General features: G+C 72.0%; 21 protein-coding genes. 15 read left to right on the top strand and 6 right to left on the bottom strand.

Annotated features, from left to right (window positions below; genetic code table 11):
- Window positions 1-502 precede the first annotated feature (502 nt).
- From ACWGJ2_RS31625 to ACWGJ2_RS31615, 3 genes are all read left to right on the top strand, one after another.
- Window positions 503-1,015, top strand: a complete 513-nt coding sequence (locus ACWGJ2_RS31625) for a GNAT family N-acetyltransferase (protein ID WP_453349722.1) — start codon at window positions 503-505, stop codon at window positions 1,013-1,015.
- Entirely contained in the window at window positions 1,008-1,877 is an 870-nt protein-coding gene (locus tag ACWGJ2_RS31620) for a class I SAM-dependent methyltransferase (protein ID WP_453349721.1), read from the top strand. Before ACWGJ2_RS31625 ends, ACWGJ2_RS31620 begins: the two co-directional genes overlap by 8 nt.
- Window positions 1,878-2,051: 174 nt before the next feature.
- Entirely contained in the window at window positions 2,052-3,098 is a 1,047-nt protein-coding gene (locus ACWGJ2_RS31615) for a methyltransferase (RefSeq protein WP_453349720.1), read from the top strand.
- A 230-nt stretch (window positions 3,099-3,328) separates the two neighbouring features.
- Here ACWGJ2_RS31615 and ACWGJ2_RS31610 read toward each other — a convergent pair whose 3' ends face one another.
- On the bottom strand, window positions 3,329-4,345 hold the full coding sequence (locus ACWGJ2_RS31610; RefSeq protein WP_453349719.1) for a Gfo/Idh/MocA family protein: 1,017 nt from the start codon (window positions 4,343-4,345) through the stop codon (window positions 3,329-3,331).
- 137 nt (window positions 4,346-4,482) lie between these two features.
- Between ACWGJ2_RS31610 and ACWGJ2_RS31605 the strand changes: the two genes are divergently transcribed.
- From ACWGJ2_RS31605 to ACWGJ2_RS31570, 8 genes are all read left to right on the top strand, one after another.
- Complete coding sequence (locus ACWGJ2_RS31605; protein ID WP_453349756.1) at window positions 4,483-5,202, top strand: GntR family transcriptional regulator; 720 nt, start codon at window positions 4,483-4,485, stop codon at window positions 5,200-5,202.
- Between the two features lie 1,259 nt (window positions 5,203-6,461).
- On the top strand, window positions 6,462-7,850 hold the full coding sequence (locus ACWGJ2_RS31600) for a hypothetical protein (protein ID WP_453349718.1): 1,389 nt from the start codon (window positions 6,462-6,464) through the stop codon (window positions 7,848-7,850).
- Window positions 7,851-7,946: 96 nt separating this feature from the next.
- Window positions 7,947-8,948 (top strand): sugar ABC transporter substrate-binding protein, encoded by a 1,002-nt coding sequence (locus ACWGJ2_RS31595; protein WP_453349717.1) that lies wholly within the window; start codon window positions 7,947-7,949, stop codon window positions 8,946-8,948.
- Window positions 8,949-9,186: 238 nt separating this feature from the next.
- A complete protein-coding gene (locus ACWGJ2_RS31590; protein WP_453349716.1) occupies window positions 9,187-10,155 on the top strand; it encodes a sugar ABC transporter substrate-binding protein in 969 nt (322 codons plus the stop codon).
- Window positions 10,152-11,240 (top strand): ABC transporter permease, encoded by a 1,089-nt coding sequence (locus ACWGJ2_RS31585; RefSeq protein ID WP_453349715.1) that lies wholly within the window; start codon window positions 10,152-10,154, stop codon window positions 11,238-11,240. The genes ACWGJ2_RS31590 and ACWGJ2_RS31585 overlap by 4 nt, the downstream gene beginning before the upstream one ends.
- Window positions 11,237-12,145, top strand: a complete 909-nt coding sequence (locus tag ACWGJ2_RS31580; protein WP_453349714.1) for an ATP-binding cassette domain-containing protein — start codon at window positions 11,237-11,239, stop codon at window positions 12,143-12,145. Before ACWGJ2_RS31585 ends, ACWGJ2_RS31580 begins: the two co-directional genes overlap by 4 nt.
- 291 nt (window positions 12,146-12,436) lie before the next feature.
- Entirely contained in the window at window positions 12,437-13,600 is a 1,164-nt protein-coding gene (locus ACWGJ2_RS31575) for an ROK family glucokinase (RefSeq protein WP_453349755.1), read from the top strand.
- Complete coding sequence (locus tag ACWGJ2_RS31570; RefSeq protein ID WP_453349713.1) at window positions 13,597-14,145, top strand: hypothetical protein; 549 nt, start codon at window positions 13,597-13,599, stop codon at window positions 14,143-14,145. The genes ACWGJ2_RS31575 and ACWGJ2_RS31570 overlap by 4 nt, the downstream gene beginning before the upstream one ends.
- On the opposite strand, the gene ACWGJ2_RS31565 is transcribed toward ACWGJ2_RS31570, so the two are convergent.
- From ACWGJ2_RS31565 to ACWGJ2_RS31555, 3 genes are all read right to left on the bottom strand, one after another.
- Window positions 14,081-14,590, bottom strand: a complete 510-nt coding sequence (locus ACWGJ2_RS31565; RefSeq protein ID WP_453349712.1) for an ASCH domain-containing protein — start codon at window positions 14,588-14,590, stop codon at window positions 14,081-14,083. The genes ACWGJ2_RS31570 and ACWGJ2_RS31565 overlap by 65 nt on opposite strands.
- Before the next feature lie 24 nt (window positions 14,591-14,614).
- A complete protein-coding gene (locus ACWGJ2_RS31560; protein ID WP_453349711.1) occupies window positions 14,615-15,598 on the bottom strand; it encodes an XRE family transcriptional regulator in 984 nt (327 codons plus the stop codon).
- Window positions 15,599-15,964: 366 nt separating this feature from the next.
- Window positions 15,965-16,186 carry a hypothetical protein gene (locus ACWGJ2_RS31555; protein ID WP_453349710.1) on the bottom strand — a complete coding sequence of 74 codons (222 nt, stop codon included), beginning with the start codon at window positions 16,184-16,186 and terminating at the stop codon, window positions 15,965-15,967.
- A 15-nt stretch (window positions 16,187-16,201) separates the two neighbouring features.
- Between ACWGJ2_RS31555 and pcaDC the strand changes: the two genes are divergently transcribed.
- The 3 genes from pcaDC to ACWGJ2_RS31540 are packed head-to-tail and all read left to right on the top strand — an operon-like array spanning window position 16,202 to window position 18,956.
- Window positions 16,202-17,467 (top strand): bifunctional 3-oxoadipate enol-lactonase/4-carboxymuconolactone decarboxylase PcaDC, encoded by a 1,266-nt coding sequence (pcaDC, locus tag ACWGJ2_RS31550; RefSeq protein ID WP_453349709.1) that lies wholly within the window; start codon window positions 16,202-16,204, stop codon window positions 17,465-17,467.
- A 60-nt stretch (window positions 17,468-17,527) separates the two neighbouring features.
- Entirely contained in the window at window positions 17,528-18,166 is a 639-nt protein-coding gene (locus tag ACWGJ2_RS31545; protein WP_453349708.1) for an MBL fold metallo-hydrolase, read from the top strand.
- Window positions 18,167-18,176: 10 nt separating this feature from the next.
- Window positions 18,177-18,956, top strand: coding sequence for an exodeoxyribonuclease III (locus tag ACWGJ2_RS31540; RefSeq protein WP_453349707.1), 780 nt, complete (start codon window positions 18,177-18,179; stop codon window positions 18,954-18,956).
- A gap of 54 nt (window positions 18,957-19,010) precedes the next feature.
- Here ACWGJ2_RS31540 and ACWGJ2_RS31535 read toward each other — a convergent pair whose 3' ends face one another.
- Window positions 19,011-20,780 (bottom strand): SGNH/GDSL hydrolase family protein, encoded by a 1,770-nt coding sequence (locus ACWGJ2_RS31535; protein WP_453349706.1) that lies wholly within the window; start codon window positions 20,778-20,780, stop codon window positions 19,011-19,013.
- 233 nt (window positions 20,781-21,013) lie between these two features.
- On the opposite strand from ACWGJ2_RS31535, the gene ACWGJ2_RS31530 reads away from it, so the two are divergent.
- Window positions 21,014-21,454 (top strand): DUF6278 family protein, encoded by a 441-nt coding sequence (locus ACWGJ2_RS31530; protein ID WP_453349705.1) that lies wholly within the window; start codon window positions 21,014-21,016, stop codon window positions 21,452-21,454.
- Window positions 21,455-21,563: 109 nt separating this feature from the next.
- On the opposite strand, the gene ACWGJ2_RS31525 is transcribed toward ACWGJ2_RS31530, so the two are convergent.
- Window positions 21,564-22,340, bottom strand: a complete 777-nt coding sequence (locus ACWGJ2_RS31525; RefSeq protein ID WP_453349704.1) for a GntR family transcriptional regulator — start codon at window positions 22,338-22,340, stop codon at window positions 21,564-21,566.
- Window positions 22,341-22,809 lie beyond the last annotated feature (469 nt).

Genomic DNA, 22,809 nt, shown 5'->3' with positions numbered 1-22,809 from the left:
AACCCGTAAACGAGACCCGCACTTGTCGCCGCCCGAGGAGACACCCCGGCGCGGCACCGGACACCCAAGAACACGTACCCCACACGGCCACCGGCAGGCACCAAGAATCACGCGGCGCCAGCCGCGACGCACCGCAACCACACGCCGCGCCGTAGCCACCCACCCGCACCCGGAATACGGCGAACCCCACAGCGCAGCGCCCCGTGCAGCAGCGCAAAAATCAGCGCGGGACCCTACAGTGCCCACCTCACAGGGCAACCGTCCCGCGCAACACCCCCGTGAAGCGGGAACCCACCGTTTCCTTCCGCACCCCGCGAAGGGAACCCGTCCCGCGCAACACCCCCGACGAACGGGGCAACCCCGAAAACGCCGAACCGCACAGCGCAGCGCCCCGCGCGCCGTGGCCGTAATGCCCCGCTCTGCCCTCGCGAATCTCGGAATTGCCGCACGGGCAGAGGCATCGGCCCGCACGGCGCACCGCGAGGTCTTTAGGGTGAGGCGAATGAGGATCAGCGAGTGCCGGGAAGAAGACCTCGTACTGCTCGACGAGCACATGCCGTCTTCGGGCGCCACCTCGCACCACGCCGTCCGCTACGCCCGCCACAGCGCGGGGACCAGCACTTTTCTGGTGGCCTGGCGGGACCTGGTGCCCGTCGGATGCTGCGAGGTGCGCTGGGACGGATGCGCGGCCCCCGAGATCAGAGCGGCCCATCCGGGCTGCCCCGAGATCAATGGCCTGGCCGACTGGCCGGGGACCCTGCGTTCCCAGGGCGTCGGCACCGGACTGATCGCGGCGGCCGAGAGACTCGCGAGACGCCGTGGCTGCGGCTGCGTCGGCCTCGGCGTCGAGAAGAACAACCCCCGCGCCGAAGCGCTCTACAAGCGGCTCGGCTACCGTCCGTCCGTCCCCTATCTCGACTGCTGGTCCTACGAGGACGGGTCGGGCCTGACTCATCGCGTCGCGGACGCCTGTATCTTCATGGTCAAGACCTTCGCGGGGCCCGAGGATGACTGACTCGGCCCCGTTCTCGTTTCCGGGCCCGTCTTCCGGATCCGACGCGCCCCCCGCCCCCGCCCGCACCTTCGACGCGGCGCTCGAAGCCTGGCGCGCCTGGCAGGAGAGTCCCTGGGGGCGGCTGCGTTACACGCTGGCCGAGGCCAACCTCCTCCGCCACCTCCACCCCGCCGCCGACGCCCCCGTGCGCGTGCTGGACCTCGCGGGCGCTGACGGCGGTGACGCGCTGCGGCTGGCCCGCCTCGGCCATCACGTCACCCTCGTCGACTACGCGCCGGGCATGCTCGCCGCCGCGCGCGAGCGCGCGCGGCAGGCCGGGAGCGCCGCGCTGCTGGAGACCGTCGAGGCCGACGTCTTCCGGCTCCCCGGCTCCGTGACCGGCCGCGCCTACGACGTGGTGCTGTGCCACAACCTCCTCCAGTACCAGGAGGATCCCGCGCCCGCGCTGCGTGTGGCCGTGCCGCTGGTGAGGCCGGGCGGTGTCCTGTCCGTCATGGCACTCAACCGTCACGCCACGCCCCTCGCCCACGCCGTACGCGACCTGGACCCGGCGGCGGCGCTCGCCTCCCTCGGGCGGCGGCACGCGCGCGGCGACACCTTCGACACCCCGCTCACCCTGCACACGGCCGAGGAGATCGTCCCGCTGATGACGGCGCTCGGCTGCGCGGACATCGAGCACTGCGGCATCCGCACGGTCAACGACCACATCACCGACGACGCGCGCAAGCACGACCCCGCCTTCTTCGCGGACCTGGAGGCGCTGGAGCTGGCGCTGACCGCGCGCATGCCCTACCCCCACACGGCGAAGATCTTCCAGCTCCTGGCCCGCGTCGGCGCGCCGGTGGCCGTGACCGCTCGCTGACGCAGGTGACGCGTGGTGAGCCGGGTAAGGATGTGGACGTGACGTGTACTTGTGACGGTTCGGTGAACCTGGCGCCCGCGCCGCGCGTACGCACCGGGGACCGCCGCCCGGCGCGTCTCCGCCGGTTCCGTTCCGTCGGTCCCGTCGGCCCGTCCGCCGCGCCAGGAGGCACACATGGAGACACCCGAAGCCCTGCTCATGGACTCGCTCATGGGAACGGTGCGGACACAGGCGCTGCGGACCGCCATCGAACTGGGCATCCCCGGGCTGCTCTCCAGAGGCCCCCGTTCGGCCGGCGCCCTCGCCGTCGACTGCGGCTGCGACCCCGTCGCGATGCGGCGCCTGCTGTTCAGCCTGGCCGCCTCCGGGGTGCTGGAGGAGACACCGGAGGGCTGGTTCGGGCTGACGCGCGTGGGCGCGTGCCTGCGCCCCGGGAGCAAGGGCGGCATCCGCGAGTACGTGCAGTTCGTCTGCGACGACGCGCTGCCCGCCGCGGCCCATCTGACGGAGCTGGTGCGCACGGGGCGGGGCGGCAGCGCGTTCGAGGCCGCCAAGGGGCGCCCGTTCTTCGCCCACCTCGCCGAGGACCGCGAGGCGGGGGCCCGTTTCGACGCCGCGATGAACGTCTCCGTCAGCGGGCTGCGGGACGGCATCCTCGACCGTGACTGGCGCGTCTCGCGCACCGTCGCCGACGTCGGCGGCGGAACCGGCAGGCTGCTGGCCGAACTCCTCGTGCGCCACCCCCACCTGACGGCCTGGCTGTGCGAGCAGCGGCACGTGCTGGACGCGGCAGGGCCCGTCCTCACGGAGGCCGGTGTGGAGGACCGCTGCGTGCTGACGCCCTGCGACTTCTTCACCGAGGTCCCCGACGGACTGGACGTCTATCTGCTCGTACGGGTCCTGCACGACTGGGACACCGAGCGCGCCTCGCGTGTCCTCGCCGCCGTGCGCGCCGCGATGCGCCCCGACTCCCGGCTGCTCGTCGCCGACCTGCTGCTGCCCTCCAGCCCCGACGCGGAGGGCGCGGCCTGGCGCGCCGCGTACGACCTCTACATCAACCTCCTGCTGCCCGGATACGAGCGCACGGCCCAGCAGTGGCACGATCTGCTCGCCTCCAGCGGCTTCCGCATCGAACGCACCACGGAGGCGGGCTGGCGCGGCAGCCTGCTGGAGTGCGTGCCGGATGTGCCTGACGTGCCGGAGGCGCCGGGCGAGGGGTGACCCGTCCGCGCGGCTCACCCGGCGGCGCGCTCCGGCGACGGTCCGTACGCGCACCGGCCCGGCGGAACCGGGCTGACGGGGCCGGGGGCGGGCGCGGCCTCGCGGAGGCTCCCGTACCGCACTCCTCGGCCGCTGCCGCCGGGCAGCCGCACCGGGTCGCGTGAACGCGGCCCGCGCGGGAGGGCCGACGAGAACGACCGGCCCGACCGGAGCGGCCGACCCGAGCAGGATCAGCCCGGATCAACCCCCACCTCGGCGATCCGCACCGCACGCCCCTCCCGCCGCGACACCTCGCACGCCTCCGCGATCCGCAGCGCCTCCCACGCCTCGTAGCCGTCGCACGGGTTGGCGGTCTCGCCGCGCACGGCCCGGAGGAAGGCGGCGAGTTCGGCCTCGTACGCGGGCGCGAAGCGCTCCAGGAAGCCCGGCCAGGGCTTGTCGGTCGCGGGCGCGCCCGTCGGCTCGACGGAGGTCAGCGGGGTGCGCGGGTCGAGCCCGACCGCGATCTGGTCGCGCTCGCCCGCCAGCTCCATGCGCACGTCGTATCCGGCGCCGTTCACGCGCGTCGCCGTGGCCGTGCACAGGGTGCCGTCGTCCAGGGTGAGGAGCGTGGCGGCGGTGTCCACGTCGTCGGCGTCGCGGAACATCCCGGGCCCGGCGTCCGAGCCCGCCGCGTACACGGACACCACCTCGCGGCCCGTCACCCAGCGCAGCGCGTCGAAGTCGTGGACGAGGCAGTCGCGGTAGAGGCCGCCGGAGAGCGGTAGATAGGCGGCGGGCGGCGGCGCCGGGTCGGAGGTGACGGCCCGCACGGTGTGCAGCCGCCCCAGTCTGCCGGAGCGCACGGCCTCACGGGCCGCCGCGTAGCCCGCGTCGAACCGGCGCATGAAGCCGATCTGGAGGAGGGCGCCCGCGGCGTCGACCGTACGCAGCGCCGCCAGCGTTCCCGGCAGATCGAGGGCGATGGGCTTCTCGCAGAAGACGGGCAGCCCCCGCCCGGCCGCCGCCGTGATCAGCTCCGCGTGCGAGGCGGTGGCGGAGGCGATCACCACGGCGTGGGGTTGCGCCGCGAACAGCCCGGCGGGCGACGACGTGGCGGTGGCCGTCGCGCCGAGCTCGGACACCACCTCCGCGGCGCGCTCGGCGTCCGCGTCCGCGAGGAGCAGCTCGGTCACCGCGGGGTGCGCGGCGAGCGTACGAGCGTGGAAGGCGCCGATCCGGCCGGTTCCGATGAGTCCGATGCGCATGACACCTACGCTCGCCCGGCCCGAGGCGCGCTGTCAACGCTTTGTCCTGACAATCGAACGTGCCGCTTCCTGTGGCACCGCCGGGGCACTACGCTCCCCCCGTGGCCAAGAATGATCCCGTCGACCTCCAGTTCAGCGTGGACCGCAGCAGTCCCGTCCCGCTGTACTTCCAGCTCTCGCAGCAGCTGGAGACCGCCATCGAGCGCGGCAAGCTCGCTCCCGGCAGCCTGCTCGGCAACGAGATCGAACTGGCCGGACGGCTTGGCCTCTCCCGTCCGACCGTCCGGCAGGCCATCCAGGCGCTCGTCGACAAGGGCCTGCTCGTGCGGCGGCGCGGGATCGGCACGCAGGTGGTGCACAGCCAGGTCAAGCGCCCGCTGGAGCTGAGCAGCCTCTACGACGACCTGGAGGCGGCCGGTCAGCGTCCGGCGACGCGGGTGCTGCGCTACGACACGGTCGAGGCCACGGCCGAGGTCGGGGCGGCCCTCGGGGTGGCCGAGGGGGCCGAGGTCAGGCTCGTCGAACGGCTCCGGCTCACGCACGGCGAGCCCATGGCGTACATGCGCAACCATCTGCCGCTGGAACTGCTCGGCGCGGAGGGGACCGCGCTGGAGTCCACGGGGCTCTACCGGATGCTGCGTGGGCAGGGGATCACGTTGCACAGTGCGCGGCAGTCCGTCGGGGCGCGGGCCGCGGGGGCGGACGAGGGTGAGCTGCTCGGCGAGCCCGAGGGGGCGCCGCTCCTCACGATGGAGCGCACCACGTACGACGACACGGGCCGCCCCGTAGAACACGGCTCCCACCTCTACCGCGCCTCACGCTACGCCTTCGAGTTCCAACTCCTGGTCCGCCCATAGCCGGTTCCCCTTCACGGGGTGCGGGGTGAAGGCTTCACGGGGTGCCCGGTTCTTGTAGGGGTGCGCCTGCTGTGGGTGCCCCTTGGGGGTTCGTTCGCGTGCTGCGGGCCGATGGCACGGGTTGTGCCCACCCTCCCCCAGCTACCGCTGGGAGGTGCCCCCTCGCCAGCGGGACGATTGCCCACAACAGTTTTGGCGCCGTCGCCCGGCGTGCCGTCGCCGGTCGGGTGCGGGTGGGTGGCTTCGGCGCGGTGTGTGGTTGCGGTGCGTTCGCGGCTGGCGCCGCGTGGTTCTTGGTTTGTGCCGGTGGCCGTGTGGGGTGTGTGGGTGGGGGGTGTCCGGTGCCGCGGTGGGGTGTCTCCTCGGCGTGAAGCTTTCGTTTTCGGCTTTCTGCCGTCGTTCGTCTCGACCTGCGGGGACACCCCACCGCGTCCCCGTCCCGCCGGTGGCCCACTGCCACTCCGGGTCGGCCGGGGCCGACTCCATGCCGTGCGGCGCCACGCCCCCAGCGCGGGACCTACGGTCCCCACTCCCCGGGTCAACCGTCCCGCGCAACACCCCCGGCGCAGGGTGCGCCTAACCGAGTGCCCCCTGGCCTTTCGTTCGCGTGCTGCGGCCCGGTGGCACGGGTTGTGCCCGCCCGTCCCGCCTTGCGGGACGATTGCCCACAACAGTGGGGGCTGGGCCCGTACCGCCAGGTGCGGGCACACAGCATGGGAACAACGGGAGGGGGCACCGGCCGGGAGTTGGCCACCGGGCGGGAGGGGACGTGGTGGGGTGTCCCCGCAGGACGAGCAAGTCACCGGCCGAGAGGCGACAACGAGACCTTCACGCCGAGGAGACACCCCGGCGCGGCGCCGACCCCCACCACACAGGCACCCCATATCCACGGTCGCAACCAAGAATCACGCGGCGCCAGCCGCAACGCACCGCCACCACACGCCGCGCCGAAGCCACACAGCCGCGCCCGGCAACGAAACCCCAAGGGCCACCCAGGGACGCCCCCGCCAGGCGACGACGCCAAATGTTGTGGGCAATCGTCCCGCTGGCGGGACGGGTGGGCACAACCCGTGCCACCGGCCCGCAGCCGCGAACGAACCCCCAAGGGGCACCCACAGCAGGCGCACCCCTACAAGAACCGGGCACCCCGTGTGGCCTTCACCCCGCACCCCGTGAAGGGGCTCAACCCGGCGAAGGGGCAACCCCCCGTTTCCTTCCGCAGCCCCGCGAAGGGGACCCGCAAGGCGGATAATAGGGATATGGCACTCCACGCCGTTCTGCCCCGTACCCACCGCCCGCGCGGAGGGGGACCCCTCGCGGTCCTGGTGACCTTCCTCCTCGCCGTCGTCACCCTGCTGGCCATGGCGGCCCCCGCAGGAGCCGCGCCCGGCGCCTCGGGCCCCGCCACCCCCGAGGAGATCGGAAAGGCGCTGCGCGAGCGGCCCGTCTACGTGGACGAGGGCGCCCGCGGCCGGCTCGGCGCGGCCGGCCAGCGCGCCCTTTCCGAGCGCATCGGGTCGGCGGGCGAGCCCGTCTACATCGTGGTGCTGCCCAAGGACGCCGCGTACCACCAGAGCACGGTCATCTCCGACATCCGCGAGGCGACGGGCCGCGCCGGTGTCTACGGCGTGCTGCTCGGCGACCAGTTCGGCGCCGCCGCCGATACCTCGCTCATGCCGGGTGACAGGGCACGGGACCTGGCGCGCGAGACCGAGCGCCGGAGCGGCGGGGTGGACGCCGCGGCGCTGACGGGGTTCGCCGACCGCGCCGCCGCCTCCGTCGGGGAGGGCGCGGGCGGCACGTCAGGCGGCGCCGGGCGCGCGGACACCGGTGGGTCCGGCGCCGTGGGCATGGTGCTCGGGGTGCTGCTGCTCGGCGGCATGGCGGCGGCGGTGCTCTTCGTCGGCCGCGGCGCCGTGCGCGCCCGCAGGGAGGAGGCGGCCGAGCTGGCGCGGGTGAAGGCGACGGTGGACGAGGACGTCACCTCCTACGGCGAGGAGCTGGACCGGCTCGACTTCGCACCCTCCGCGCCGGGCGGCGCCTCGCCGGAGGAGAACGAAGCGCTCGTCGCGGAGTACGGCGCGGCCCTCGACGCCTACGAGGAGGCGAAGGCGGCCATGGCCCGGGTGCGGACGCCGCGCGACGTGCGGGAGGTGACCAGTGCGCTGGAGGGCGGCAGGTTCGCCCTCGCCACGCTGCGCGCCCGTCGCGCGGGCGAGCCCCTGCCCGAGCACCGCGCGCCCTGCTTCTTCGACCCCCGGCACGGCCCGTCCGTCGAGGACCGTGAGTGGAGCCCCGAGGGCGGCGCCCCGCGCCCCGTCCCGGTCTGCGCCGCCGACGCGGCCCGGCTGGACGGCGGCGAGCCGCCGATGGCCCGCCACGTCGAGACGGCGGGCGGGCGCCGTCCGTACTGGGAGGCGGGTCCCGCGTACGGGCCGTGGGCCGGAGGGTTCTTCGGCGGCTACGGCACGACGGTGGTCTCCGGCATGCTCATCGGCACGATGCTCGGCTCCGCCATGGGCGCGGGCACGGCCTGGGCGGACGATGGCGGCGGCTACGGCGGGGACGGCTTCGGTGGCGGCGGGTTCGACGGTGGCTTCGGAGGCGGTGGCTTCGGTGGTGGCGGCGGGTTCGACGGCGGGTTCTGACGCCGCACGCGCCCCGGCCCTCGGCGGCCGGGCCCCCGGTTGAGAATGTTCGGACAAAGTATTGACGCTGTCATGGCGCCCCGCTAGAACTCCGCCATGGTGCTTCGGCGTACAGCACGTACAGCGGCGGTCCTGGCCACAGCGGCGCTCCTCGCCACCGGATGCAGCGGTTCCGGCGGCAAGGGCGCCGAGGACAAGGACGAGGGCGGTGGCAGCGGGGGCAAGGGCGTCAGCACGCCCCGGCTCACGATCGCGATGGTGTCGCACTCCGGGGAGGGCGACACGTTCTGGGACATCGTCCAGAGCGGCGCCAAGGAGGCGGCCCGCAAGGACAACGTCGAGTTCGACTACGCGCACCACAAGGAGGGCGGCAAGCAGGCGCAGCTCGTGCAGGCCGCCATCGACAAGGACGTCGACGGGCTCATCGTCACCCTGGCCAAGCCCGACGCGCTCAAGAGCGTCGTCAAGAAGGCCGTCGACGCGGGCATCCCCGTCGTCACCATCAACTCCGGCGGCCAGTTCTCGGCCGGGCTCGGCGCGCTCACCCACATCGGCCAGGACGAGGCCGTGGCGGGTGAGGCGGTCGGCGAGGAGCTGAGCGAGCGGGGGAAGAAGAAGGTGCTCTGCGTCATCCACGAGCAGGGCAACGTCTCCCTGGAGGAGCGCTGCGCCGGCGCGGAGAAGACCTTCGACGGCGAGCTGGAGACGCTCAACGTGGACGGCACGAACATGCCGGGCGTCCAGTCCTCCGTCGAGGCCAGGCTCCAGGCCGACGAGGACATCGACGCGGTCCTCACCCTCGGCGCCCCCTTCGCCGCCACCTCGGCCAAGGCGAAGGAGCGCGCCGGCAGCGAGGCGGAGATCGACACCTTCGACCTGAACGCGCAGGTCGTCAAGGAGATGAAGGCGGGACGCATCGGCTTCGCCGTGGACCAGCAGCCGTTCCTCCAGGGGTACGAGGCCGTCGACGCGCTGTGGCTGCACGCCTACAACGCCAACGCGCTGGGCGGCGGCAAGCCCGTGCTCACCGGGCCCGAGATCGTCACGCGCGAGGACGTGCCGGAGCTGGAGAAGTACACCGGGCGCGGGACCCGGTGACGGCCCCCCTGGCAGCGGTGACGGATACTTGTGCGGAGATCGGGAGTGATCGGGTCAGGGACGGCCGCAGCGATCACCGGGACGATCGGCCGAAGCACCCGCACCGAGAGGGCAGAACCGCGTGTCCACGCTGGAGAGGTTCCGTACGGCTCACAAGGGGCGCACGGGACGTGAGGGCCGCCGGAGCCGCCGGGGACGCGCGGCGGTACGGACGACGGTACGGGCGACGGGGGCCGTCATGGCGGCCGTGATCGCCGCGAGCCTCGCGGGGTGCAGCAGCACCGGCGGCAAGCGCGCCGAGGAGGAGCGCAACGCCGCCGCCTCGGGCAAGGCGAACGTGGACACGCCGCGCTGGAAGGTGGCCATGGTCACCCACTCCGGTGACGGCGACACGTACTGGGACATCGTCCAGAACGGCGCCAAGCAGGCAGCCGCGAAGGACAACATCGAGTTCCTGTACTCCCACGACAAGGAGGGCGGCCAGCAGGCGCAGCTCGTGCAGGCCGCCATCGACAACGACGTGGACGGGCTCATCGTGACCCTGGCCAAGCCCGACGCGCTCAAGGGCGCCGTCAAGAAGGCGGTCGAGGCGGGCATCCCGGTGATCACGATCAACTCGGGGCAGGACGTCTCCAAGGAGTACGGCGCGCTCACCCACATCGGCCAGGACGAGTCCATGGCGGGCGAGGCGGTCGGTGAGGAGCTGAACAAGCGCGGCAGGAAGAAGGCCGTCTGTCTGCTGCACGAGCAGGGCAACGTGGGCCACGAGGAGCGCTGCCGCGGCGTCCGCAAGACCTTCGACGGCAAGGTTCAGGACCTGTACGTGGACGGCACGAACATGCCGGGCGTCCAGTCCTCCGTCGAGGCCAAGCTCCAGTCGGACAGTAAGGTCGACACCGTCGTGACCCTCGGCGCGCCCTTCGCGGCCACGGCCGCCAAGGCGGCGAAGGACGCGGGCAGCGAGGCCGAGATCGACACCTTCGACCTGAACGACCAGGTCGCCGCGGGCCTGGAGGACGGCTCGATCGGCTTCGCCGTCGACCAGCAGCCGTACCTCCAGGGGTACGAGGCCGTGGATCTGATGTGGCTGTACCGCTACAACGCCGACATGCTCGGTGGCGGCAAGCCGGTCCTCACGGGCCCGCAGATCCTGACCAAGAAGGACGCGGCGGCCCTCCAGAAGTACACGAAGCGAGGCACCCGATGACGGTGAAGCGCACACCGGCGCCGACACCCGCGGCCGAGGGCGGGGACGGGGACGGGGCGACGAAGGCGCCGGACGAGCGGATCGTGCACCGGCCGCTGTGGCGCAGGCTGATGAGCAGGCCCGAGCTGGGCGCCGTGGTCGGCGCGCTGGCCGTCTTCGTCTTCTTCTCCTTCGCCGCCGACAGCTTCCTGAAGGCATCCAGCCTCTCGACGGTCCTCTACGCCTCCTCGACGATCGGCATCATGGCGGTGCCGGTGGCGCTGCTGATGATCGGCGGGGAGTTCGACCTGTCGACGGGCGTGATGGTCACCTCGTCGGCGCTGGTGTCCTCGATGTTCAGCTACCAGATGACGGCGAACGTGTGGGTCGGCGTCGGCGTCTCGCTGCTGGTCACCCTCGCCATCGGCCTCTTCAACGGCTACATGCTGGTCCGTACGAAACTGCCGAGCTTCATCATCACGCTCGGCACCTTCCTCATGCTGACGGGCCTCAACCTCGGCCTCACCAAGCTGATCAGCGGCACCGTGTCCACCAAGGCCATCGGCGACATGGAGGGCTTCGAGTCCGCGCGGATCCTCTTCGCCTCCCAGCTCAGCCTGGGCAGCGTGAACCTCCAGGTCACCGTGGTGTGGTGGATCGCGCTGGTGGCCCTGGCCACCTGGATCCTGCTGCGCACGAGGGCGGGCAACTGGATCTTCGCGGTCGGCGGCGGCGCCGACGCGGCCCGCGCGGTCGGCGTCCCCGTGGGCCGGACGAAGATCGGCCTGTATCTGGGTGTGGCGTTCGCCGCCTGGATCTCGGGCCAGCATCTGCTCTTCAACTACGACGTCGTCCAGTCGGGCGAGGGCGTCGGCAACGAGCTGATCTACATCGCCGCGGCCGTCATCGGCGGCTGCCTGCTGACGGGCGGCTACGGCTCGGCGGTCGGCGCCGCGGTCGGCGCCTTCATCTTCGGCATGGCGGACAAGGGCATCGTCTACGCGCAGTGGAGCCCGGACTGGTTCAAGTTCTTCCTGGGGGCGATGCTGCTGCTCGCCACCCTCCTCAACGCGTGGATCCGTAAGCGGGCGGAGGCGAGCCGATGACTGACGGCACCGAGAAGAACGACGGCACGAAGAAGGACGCCGTGGACGCCGTACCGGAGCCGGACCTCGTACCGGAACCGGAGCCGGAGGCGGACGGGCCGCGTCCGCTCGTCGCGCTGCGCGACGTGAGCAAGTTCTACGGCAACATCAAGGCGCTGGAGGGCGTCTCGCTGGAGGTGCACCCCGGCGAGATCACCTGTGTGCTCGGCGACAACGGCGCGGGCAAGTCCACCCTCATCAAGATCATCGCGGGGCTGCACCAGCACGACGCGGGCGGCTTCGCGATCGACGGCGAGGAGACCCGGCTCGGCTCGCCCCGCGAGGCCCTGGACCGCGGCATCGCCACCGTCTACCAGGACCTCGCCGTCGTGCCCCTGATGCCGGTCTGGCGCAACTTCTTCCTCGGCTCCGAGCCGACGAAGGGCCGGGGCCCCTTCAAGCGGCTCGACGTCGCGCACATGCGCCGCACCACCCACAGCGAGCTGCTCCGCATGGGCATCGACCTGCGCGACGTGGACCAGCCGATCGGCACCCTCTCCGGCGGCGAGCGGCAGTGCGTGGCCATCGCGCGGGCCGTGTACTTCGGCGCGAAGGTGCTCGTCCTCGACGAGCCGACGGCCGCGCTCGGCGTCAAGCAGTCGGGCGTCGTGCTCAAATACGTGGCCGCGGCGCGTGACGCCGGTCTCGGCGTGGTCCTCATCACGCACAACCCGCACCACGCGTACCTCGTCGGCAACCGCTTCGTCCTGCTGAAGCGCGGCACGATGGCCGGGAGCCACACCAAGGAGCAACTGGAGCTGGACGAGCTGATCCGCCAGATGGCGGGCGGCAGCGAGCTGGAACAGCTCAGCCACGAGCTGGAACGCGCACCGTCCCCGCACCTGGGCGGCGGCATCACCGGCTGACGGGCCCGTCACCGGCCGTCGAGCGCCGTCGGGCTGCGGTAAGGCACAATCGGCGACGCGGGACGGACCGGACTGGACCGGACCCGGACCGGACCGCACCGCTCCGTCCCGAGACCAGCAGCCACGCAGAGACGAGACGACGTTGCGCGCACGTACCCGCAGCCACCGCCCACGCCCCGCGTCAGGCGAGGAGGAGGGCGCGCGATGAGCAGCAGCATGAGCGGCACGAGCAGCATGGGCAGCATGAGCGGCAGCACGTACAGGGACGCGTACAGGGAGATGTACCGGGACATGCACCGGGACCGGAGCGGGGGCGGAGGCGGGGACCGCGTCTACCGCCGTACCGCGCCCAGCGCGAGCGTCCTGCGCACCGTCAGCACCCGCGAGCGCCGCTCCCACCTCTCCGCGCCCCGCGTGCCCACCGTCGGCATCGACATCGGCGGCACCAAGGTCATGGCGGGCGTCGTGGACGCCGACGGGAACATCCTGGAGCAGGTGCGCACCGAGACGCCCGAGAAGTCCAAGAGCCCCAAGGTCGTCGAGGACACCATCGCCGAGCTGGTGCTCGACCTGTCCGACCGGCACGACGTGCACGCCGTGGGCATCGGCGCCGCCGGCTGGGTGGACGCGGACCGCTCGCGCGTCCTGTTCGCGCCGCACCTCGCCTGGCGGGACGAGCCGCTGAAGGACGCGCTCACCGCGCGCCTGGCCGTGCCCGTCATGGTCGACAACGACGCCAACACCGCCGCCTGGGGCGAGTGGCGCTTCGGCGCGGGCCGTGGCGAGGACCACCTCGTGATGATCACGCTCGGTACGGGCATCGGCGGCGCGATCCTGGAGGAGGGCCGCGTCAAGCGCGGCAAGTACGGGGTCGCGGGCGAGTTCGGGCACATGCAGGTCGTGCCCGCAGGCCACCGCTGCCCCTGCGGCAACCGGGGCTGCTGGGAGCAGTACAGCTCGGGGAACGCGCTGGTCAGAGAGGCCAGGGAGCTGGCGGCCGCCGAGTCGCCCGTCGCGTACGGGATCATCGACCGCGTCGGCGGCCGGGTCGCCGACATCACCGGGCCCCTCATCACCGAGCTGGCCCGCGAGGGCGACGCCATGTGCGTCGAACTGCTCCAGGAGATCGGGACCTGGCTGGGCACGGGCATCGCCAACCTCGCCGCCGCCCTCGACCCCTCCTGCTTCGTGATCGGCGGCGGCGTCAGCGCCGCCGACGAGCTGCTGATCGACCCGGCACGCGCCGCCTTCCGCCGCCAGCTCACCGGGCGCGGTTACCGCCCCGAGGCCCGCATCGCGAAGGCCCAGCTCGGCCCCGAGGCGGGCATGGTCGGCGCCGCCGACCTGGCCAGGCTGGTGGCGCGCCGCTTCCGCCGCGCCAACCGGCGCCGCCTGGAGCGCTACGAACGCTACGAACGGGCCGCGGACAACCTGCGCAGGGCGGTCGGCCAGTGACCGTGTCCCGCGCCCCCCAGCGCCCGCCGCATCTGCCCAGGCACCGGGTGCTCACGCTGCTCATCGTCGTGCTGCTCATCGCGATCCCCGCGGGCTATCTCGTCATCTCCGCCTTCCAGAGCCGCGACAGCGGCGAGGACAAGGAGCGCAGCGCGGGGGCCACCAGCCTCACCTACCAGTGGCCGAGCAAGGTGCAGCGCCGCATCTACGACGTGCCGATCCCGCCGCTGTCCACCCGGGTCGGCTTCTACGAGGAGAACGCCTGGGACACCAGCAGCCTGTGGGTCCAGTTCCGCAACTCGGACCGGCGGCTCTCCCAGTTCCTCGCCGACCTCGGCACCAGCACGTCGGCGCTGGAGGAGGGCCGCGTCACCATCAGCGACAAGCGCGCCGAGAAGGTCGGCTGGGACCTGGACGAGGAGGGGCACACCTTCGCCGGCACCACCGTCGAGCAGTCGGGGGACCAGCCCGATCTGGCGATCACCGTCGACACGACGTTCGAGAACAGGCCGAGGGTCTACGTCGTGTCGAAGGCCGAGTTCTGACGTTCTGACGGCGACCCGCCGGAACGCCCACGTTCTCACCCATGCTCACACTCTCACGAGCCGCTGCCGGTGTCGGCGTCCGTGGCCGGAGCGCTGAGCAACTGCAAGTGGATGGCGAAAGCGCCCAGGGCTTCCTTCTCCGGGGGTAGATGTCGCGGATGGCCGCCATCAGCTTCTCCCAGGACTCGGCGGTGCCAGCGATTGCGGTCGGGTCCTCGGCGTTGAGCAGAGCCGTGAATGACTCGTACTCATTGACTGCGGTAATGCGGGTGAGCAGGGTATCGGCGCCAGAGTTGAAGCGCAGCAGGCCGCCGACCGCCATTTTGCGAATCTTGGTATAGCCGACCCGTACCTCGACTGTCTTGTCGCCGGAGGCGATCAGATCGAAGTAAGGCTTGCGCAGGTTGAGTGTGTGCTCGACGGTGGCTGGGTTCTGGTCGCTCATCGAGGTCTCCTCTTCTCCCTACGGTCATGTCTCTGACGGGGTGGCGGGCAGGGCCGGTCGGGTGGCCTTGGCTGATGCGAGCCGTTCGTTGAGGGACTCCACGGCCGGGTCGCGGGGGTAGGCGTGGGCAAGGGCCAGATCGATGCGGGCGATGGCCTCCCGACCGGGCGAGCGGACGTCGGCGGGAGCGGATTCGTAGACGGTCAACGCGTGTTCGGCATGCTCGCGGGCCTTCTTGGCTTGGCCAAGCCAGACGTAGGAGGTCGCCGGATAGGAGGTGAGGGCGTACTGGGCAAGCGGGGTGACCTCCCTGCCGAAACGGTGTGGCGAGCGCGCGGGCAGTAGCCGATACGCCTCCTCGGCGGCATGGAACTGCGCGGTGAAGGTCTCGGCGTCGCCGTCGGCGGCTGCTGCCCGAGCGGCTTGGGCATGCAGCCGTACTGTAAGTGGATGGGAAGCTGGCACTTCCGTCAGGCCCTTCAAGGCGGCCTCACGGGCTCTGTCGGGCCGTTGGCGATAGAGGCTGATGGAGGCGGCGGCGTCCATCGCCCATGCGCACAGTTGGCCGTGTCCGGCTTGCTGGCCGTGGACAAAAGCGTCGGTGGCAAAAGCCAGGCCGGTGTGGTTGTCGCCAAGATCGTGAGCGAGCCAGGCCAACATCTCCGATAGCCATCCGGCGAACGTCAGCAACTCGCGCTGCTGGCGGTGGGTGACTTTCGCCTGGAGCAGGGCACCAACCTTGCGGCGGTAATCCAGCGCCGCGTCGAACAGATTTTGCGGCGGTTTGAGGGAGTAGGCATCGTTGAATTCAGTGACCGCGAGGTCGAGGTGATCGAGGGTGCTGGCACCGAGTGCGGTTGCCTCGGCCTGCCGAGTGAAGTCCAGGGCCTCGGCGGCAGCCTGATTGAGGATTTCCGCTGCGACAGCCGGAGAGGCCATGGCCAGCCCAGCGAGTTTCACCGCGTCGCGCCGCCCGGCTGGCCCTGTCTGCTGGCCAGCAGACGCCATCTGCCTGGGCTGTGACATGCGAGGGGCCGGTGTGAGTGCTTGGAGTTCCCCCCCCAGCTTTGACGGCCTTGTCGAGTGCTTCCGCGATTTCCGGTGAGGGTGTCCTTCGCCCCGCTCTCAAGATCGCCTACGTAGCCCTTACTGCAATGGGCGAGTTGGGCCACGGCGCGCATGGTGCGGCTGCCGCGAAGGCGCCGTAACGCCTGCCCGAATGTCTCCGTCGGGAGCCTTCCTGCCCGCTCGGGTGCGGACTACTGCGGACACGTAAGTCCTGTGCCCGGTCGGGTGGTTGGCAACGCTACCGGCTGTGCGGAGGCGAGGGTCTGTGGAAATCGTTCCTGCCGCTGCCTGTCCGTTCTGGAAGTGTCAGCACCCGATGTCGTATTCGAGTTCGTCGTAGTGGCGCTCCGCGAGCTGCTCCCGGGTCCCCGAGATGAGGGTGATGTATCCGTCCGAGTGGGCGACCGCGCCACCGGGCCTGCGCCGGACGCGGGCCCCGCAGGTGGCTCCCGCGCCGTGAGATCTGTTGTGATGAGCACGCCAGGGGACGGTCCCTTCGCCCCGGTCGTATGAGATCTTTTGAGACATGAGAGGGTCTGACGGGTGAGCGAGACACCGATGAACACCCTGCAATACCGCATTGACGGGCCAGAAGGCGCTCCGGCCCTCGTGCTGGGTCCCTCGCTGGGTACCACATGGCACATGTGGGACCGGCAGATACCCGAGCTCACCCGCAACTGGCGCGTCCTGCGGTTCGACCTCCCGGGCCACGGCGGATCGCCCGCCTACGGCGCCGATTCGGTCGGCGCGCTGGCCGACCGGCTGCTGGCCACCCTGGACTCGCTGGGCATCGAGCGCTTCGGCTACGCGGGCTGCTCCCTCGGCGGAGCCATCGGCATCCAGCTCGCCCTCACCGCACGGCAGCGCGTCTCCTCGCTCGCGCTCGTGTCCAGTTCGCCCCGCTTCGGCACCCCCGACTCCTGGCGGCAGCGCGGCGTCGTCGTCCGGACGAACGGCCTCGACCCCGTCGCGCGCTCCACGCCCGAGAAGTGGTTCACGGCGGCCTTCGCCGCCGCGCAGCCCGCGATCGTCGAGTGGGCCGTCCAGATGGTCCGCACGACCGACCCCGGCTGCTACATCTCCGCCTGCGAGGCCATGGCCGCCTTCGACGCGCGCCAGGACCTGAACCGCATCGGCGTCCCCGCGCTCGTCGTCACCGGCGCCGAGGACGAGACGACGCCGCCCGCCGACGCGCGGGCCCTGGTCGCCGGCATCCCCGACGCACGGCTCGCGATCGTGCCGGGCGCCTCGCATCTGACGCCCGTCGAGCAGCCGGGCGCCGTCACCGAGCTGCTGATCAGGCACTTCACCACCACCTGGCAGGAGTCCCCCGCCGGCCCGCCGGCCCCGGCCCCGGTGATCACCCCGGCCCCGCCGCGCGCCTCGGCCGTCGCGGAGCTGGAGTCAGCCGAGCAGGCCGCGATCCGCAAGGACCCGTACGACGGCGGCATCAAGGTGCGCCGCGAGGTGCTGGGCGACGCGCACGTGGACCAGGCGCTGGAGAACGCGGACGACTTCACCGAGGACTTCCAGAACTTCCTCACCCGCTACGCCTGGGGCGAGGTGTGGACCCGCCCCGGCATCGACCGCCGCACCCGCTCGGTGATCACCCTCACGGCGCTCGTCGCCCGAGGCCACCTCGACGAGCTGGCCTTCCACGTCCGCGCGGCCCTGCGCAACGGGCTCACCCCCGCCGAGATCAAGGAAGTGCTGCTCCAGACGGGCGTCTACTGCGGCGTCCCCGCGGCGAACTCCGCCTTCGCGGTCGCGCAGCGCGTGATCCAGGAGGAGACCAAACCGGAGGACTGAGCCCGTACCCGCCGGGCGCCCCGCGGGCGACGACAGCGCTCCGCGAGAGACAATGGCGGCATGAAGCTGATCAAAAAGGGCCACGCCTGCGTACGGATCGAGCGCGAAGGACGCACGCTCGTCATCGACCCGGGTGGCTTCAGCGAGGGCGACGCCGCCGTGGGCGCGGACGCGGTACTGGTCACCCACGAGCACCCGGACCACTTCGACGAGGGACGCCTGCGGGCCGCGATGGAGGCCAACCCCGCGGCGCAGATCTGGACCCTGCGCAGCGTCGCCGAGCAGATCTCCACCGCCTTCCCCGGCCGCGTCCACACCGTCGGTGAGGGCGACACCTTCGACGCCGCGGGCTTCGGCATCGAGGTGCACGGCCAGTTGCACGCCGTCATCCACCCCGACATCCCGCGCATCGCGAACGTCGGCTACGTCGTGGACGGCCAGGTCTTCCACCCCGGCGACGCGCTCACCGTGCCCGAGCGCGACATCGACACCCTGCTGCTGCCCGTGCACGCCCCGTGGAGCAAGGTCTCCGAGGTCATCGACTACGTGCGCGCCGTCGCGCCCCGCCAGGCCGTCGACGTCCACGACAGCCTGCTGACGGACCTCGCGCGCCCCGTCTACGACCGCATGATCGAGAACCTCGGAGGCGTCAGCCACAGCCGTCTCACCCCGGGCGAGAGTGTCAGCCTCGCGCGGTAGATTGCGCGGTATGCGTATCGCGACCTGGAACGTCAATTCGATCACCGCCCGGCTGCCGCGGCTGCTGGCCTGGCTGGAGTCCTCGGGCACCGATGTGGTCTGCCTCCAGGAGCTGAAGTGCTCCGCCGAGGCGTTCCCCGCCGAGCCGCTGCGTGAGCTGGGCTACGAGGCCGTGGTGAACGGCGACGGCAGGTGGAACGGCGTCGCGGTCCTCTCCCGCGTCGGCCTCCAGGACACCGTCGTCGGCCTCCCCGAGGGCCCGGACTACGACGGCGGCCAGGAGCCCCGCGCCGCCGCCGCCACGTGCGGCGGCGTCCGCGTCTGGTCGGTCTATGTGCCCAACGGGCGCGAGATCGGCCACCCCCACTACGCCTACAAGCTGGAGTGGCTCGAAGCGCTCCGCAGGACGGCCGAGAAGGAGGCACCGGGGGAGCTGCCCTTCGCCATCATGGGGGACTACAACGTGGCGCCCACGGATGACGACGTATGGGACGTCTCCCGCTTCGAGGGCGCCACCCACGTCACCGAGCCCGAGCGCGCCGCGCTGGAGGGCCTGCGCACGGCGGGCCTGTCCGACGTGGTGCCGCGGCCCCTCAAGTACGACCAGCCGTTCACCTACTGGGACTACCGCGAGCTGGGCTTCCCGAAGAACAAGGGCATGCGCATCGATCTCGTCTACGGCAACCAGCCCTTCGCCACCGCCGTCAAGGACGCCTACGTCGACCGCGAGGAGCGCAAGGGCAAGGGCGCCTCGGACCACGCCCCGGTCGTGGTGGACCTGGAGCTGTAGCGCCCGGTGAGGGCTCTTCCCGCGAGAGGAGCCCTCACCGGTCCTGCCTCGGCCTCAGCCCGCCAGCTTCCGCAGGTCGACGGACTCGCCGAGCTTGCGCAGCCCCGCGTCGCCGGGGTGCAGATGGTCGCCGCTGTCGTAGGCGGGCAGCATCCGCTGCGGGCGCTCCGGGTCGCGGATCGCCGCGTCGAAGTCGAGCACCGCGTCGAAGGTGCCGCCGTTCTCGCGGATGAAGTCGTTCACCTTCGTGCGACGGGCTTCCACCTCGGCCGTGCAGTCGTGGTAGCCCTCGCACGGCGCGATCGTCGCGGCCACCACGCGGATGCCGCGCTCCCTGGACCGCTGCGCGATCGCCTTCATCCCGGCGATGACCTGCTCGGGCGTGGTGTTCCAGCGCACGTCGTTGATGCCCTCGAAGAGGACGACGGTACGCACGTCGGTCTGCGCCAGCACATCGCGCTCCAGCCGGTGCTGGGCGCTCACCCCGCCCGTGTCGGTGCTGACGCCGTCGCCCGGATAGCGGTCGGTGACGATCCGGTTCGCCGAGATGCCGTGGTTCAGCACGCCGTAGCGCGGCACCTCGTTCTGGTCGAGCAGCCGCCTGGCCAGCACATTGGGCCAGCGCCTGTTGGTGCCCTCCGTCGACTTCACACCATCGGTGATCGAGTCCCCGAGCGCGACGACCGAGCCGGGCCCGCCCCGCACGTCCACGCCTGTCAGCAGCGGCCACACGGACGTCGACGCGGTGTAGGCGCCGCCGCCCGCCTCACCCGTACGGTCGCCGCTGCCCTCCTCGCTCAGATACGAGCGCTGAATGGCCTGGCTGTGCACGGGCGCCGCCGCGACAGGGCCCGGCAGATGGATGCTCACCAGCAGATTCGTGTCCGCGGGCACGGAGAAGCCCACGGGATCGCTGACAGCGCGCGCACCCGCCGGAATGCGCGTACCGTCCCGGCCGCCGAAGCGCAGTGGCACCGGAGCGCCCTTGGTGGCCGCGCCCTCGCCCTGCACGGCGATGGAGGCGTGGCCGATCTCGACCGGGGTGGAGGCGAACGTGTTCTCCAGCCGGATGCGGGCCTTGGGACCCCCGGCCGAGGTGTGCACCACCAGCCGCATCGTCCGGTCCCGCCAGCCGCCCATGTCCGTGTAGCCCGCGGGACTCGCCGACCAGCTGCCCGTCCAGCCCGGCGACCCGGCGCGCACGGAGGCCGCGAAGACGTGCAGATCGGCGTCGCGGCCCGGATCGCGCGGCAGCTCGACGGAGCGCACCTCGCGCCCCTTCTTCACCGGCACCGTCACCGCGTACAGCTTGGCCTTCTCGCCGAGTTGCCCCGACTTCGCGGTGTTGACGTGGGGGAGCGCCACCGCCTTCGTCGCCAGCGGGCCGCCGCGCCAGTCGGGCGCCCGCAGCGTGTACGCGCTGCGCGAGCCGTCCGCGTACCGCACCGTCCCGCTCCCGCTCACCTCACCGCCGGCGCCGCCCGGCGAAGTGGCCGCGACCAGGAAGGAGATGGCGTCGCCCGCGCCGCGCAGCCGCACGCGCTGCCCGTCGGCGCGCACGTTGTCCGGCTGCCCCGGGCGGCGCTCCGGCCAGCGCAGGGTGGCGGCGTCGAGGTCGAGCGCGCCGCCGGGGGACCACCCGGCGGCGCGCAGATCCTGCGCGGAGAGCGAGTTGCCCGCCCCGTCGAAGTCGGCCCTCCCGGGGCGGTTGTCGTCGCTCACGGCCCGGTTGTCGAAGAGCCGCTCCAGCGGAAGCGGCTCGTGGGTGGTGGTGGTTCCGCCGTCCGTACGCCCCTCGGCCACCGCGAGCGCCGGAGCGCTCACGGCGGTCACCAGGACCGCGACGGATGAGACGGAGGCTCTCCACAGACGTCTGTGCACGGATCAGCCCTCTCGTGCGACTCCAACAGTCGTGTGTGCGGCCCCGATTCGATCGAGGTCCGGTGAAGGTAGGGAGGCGCTACGGGGTCGTCAAGGTGTCCAGCAGGGCAAACGGCGCGCGCTGTGTACCGCGCGCCTGTGGTGTCGGGGGCGGGACGGGTGCCACTCTGATCTGTATGAACATCCCCTTCCTGGACAACTGGCGCAAGCGGCGCGCCGACGGCGAGGGCGTCGGGCTCGCGGAGGCGATGTCACGGGACCCGGAATCGGTCACGCAGTTGCTCTCCGAATGTCAACTGCTGCGCGACCAAGCGGAGGACGCCGGGGTCGAACTCGACGACACCCCGGAGTCGTTGGCGGCCCTCGACCAGCTACTGCCGCGCTGGCGCGAGGACCCCGAGATCTCGCCCTGGCTGGGCAGCGACGCGGGGCTCTACCTCGGTACGGTCCTCGTGCGTACGGTGCCGGGCACGGCGTGGGTGCTGAGCGAGGACGGGCAGCCCGTGGTGCGGCTGACCTCCGGCAGGGAGCTGGACGTCCTGGAGGAGGGCGCGGCCTGGGCGGAGACGGGCACTCCGGAACTGTCCCAGCTCTACGGGGAGGCCACCCAGAGCTGACCTCCCGTCAAGGTTTCCCCCGACTGCCTCGCGGACGCTGGGCCGTACGGGGGTAACCGGAACCGGCCGGGGTGCGCTGGCCCGAACGGGTGGGCGGGGCGGTCGCGGGTCAGCCCGTGAAGCGGATGCCGTACTCCAGGCGCCAGCGGTCGGCCCGTACGACGATGTCGGAGGTCTCCACCGGGCGGTCCTCCTCGTCGTAGTGGGTGCGTTCGACGGCCGTGACGCACTGGCCCGGCGAACAGCCCAGGCTCTCGGCCTCGGGGCTGGTGGCGGGCCGGGCGCCCACGAGTTCGGCGGCCCGCACCACGCGGATGCCGATGGCGGCAAGCCTGCCCCGCACGCCCCGTCGCGCGTAGGGGCCGCGCTCCGGATAGAGCACGTCGGTGCCCTCGGTGATGGCGAGGGGCTCCCAGCTCGTGGCGAGCTGAACGGGGCGGCGGTCGGCGAGGTACTCGTACTGGGTGCACATGACGCGCTCGCCCGGCGTGATGCCGAGGCGCTCCGCGATACGGGGCGGTGCGACGGTCGCCGTGGAGGTCGCCTCCCAGGCGATGGCGGCGAGCTGGTCCTCGTCGGCTCCCTCGCCCTCGTCGGAGGAGGCGACGCGGGCGGCGAAGGGGGAGTCCACGGCGCCGGTGGAGCGCAGGAGGGTGCCGACGGGGGCGCGGTCGGCGACGAAGACTCCGCGGCCGAACTGGCCCTCCGCGTAGCCCGCGGCCTTGAGTACGCGTACGGCGCGGTCGACGGTCTGGTCGCTGGCCTCGTAGGAGCGCTTGAGTTCCGAGCGGGAGGGGATGCGGGCGCCGACGGTCAGCGTCCCCTCGTCGATCTGACGGCGCAGGTCGTCGGCGATCCGCTGGTACACCGGTCTGGCGTCAGCCATCACGGGCTCCTTTCCCCTCAGGTGAACCCGAGGCTAGGTACCCAGGCGGGGCCTCCGTACCTAGGGCGAGCTGTCGCGCTAGGCCGCCGATGAACCGGTTCCGCCCCTGTGTGCTGCGGCGCGAGGGCCCACGGTGCGTTGGTGCCGCGCCTCGCATTCCCCCCAGGAGGGGGACCCCCTCACCCCCATGCTGACGCCCTCCACCCATATCCCGGTCCGGTTTCCGGGTGCGCCCTTCGCCGGGGGTGTTGCGCGGGACGGCTGACCTCTCAGGTGGGCACCGTAGGGTCCCGCGCTGATTTTTGTGCCGCGTCACGGGGCGCGGGGCGCTGCGCTGTGGGGTTCGCCGTATTCCGGGTGCGGCTGTGTGGCTTCGGCGCGGCGTGTGGTTGCGGTGCGTCGCGGCTGGCGCCGCGTGATTCTTGGTGCCTGCCGGTGGCCGTGTGGGGTACGTGTTCTTGGGTGTCCG

The sequence above is a fragment of the Streptomyces sp. NPDC054796 genome (assembly GCF_053611545.1).
This window is presented reverse-complemented; position numbering and strand designations above follow the sequence as displayed.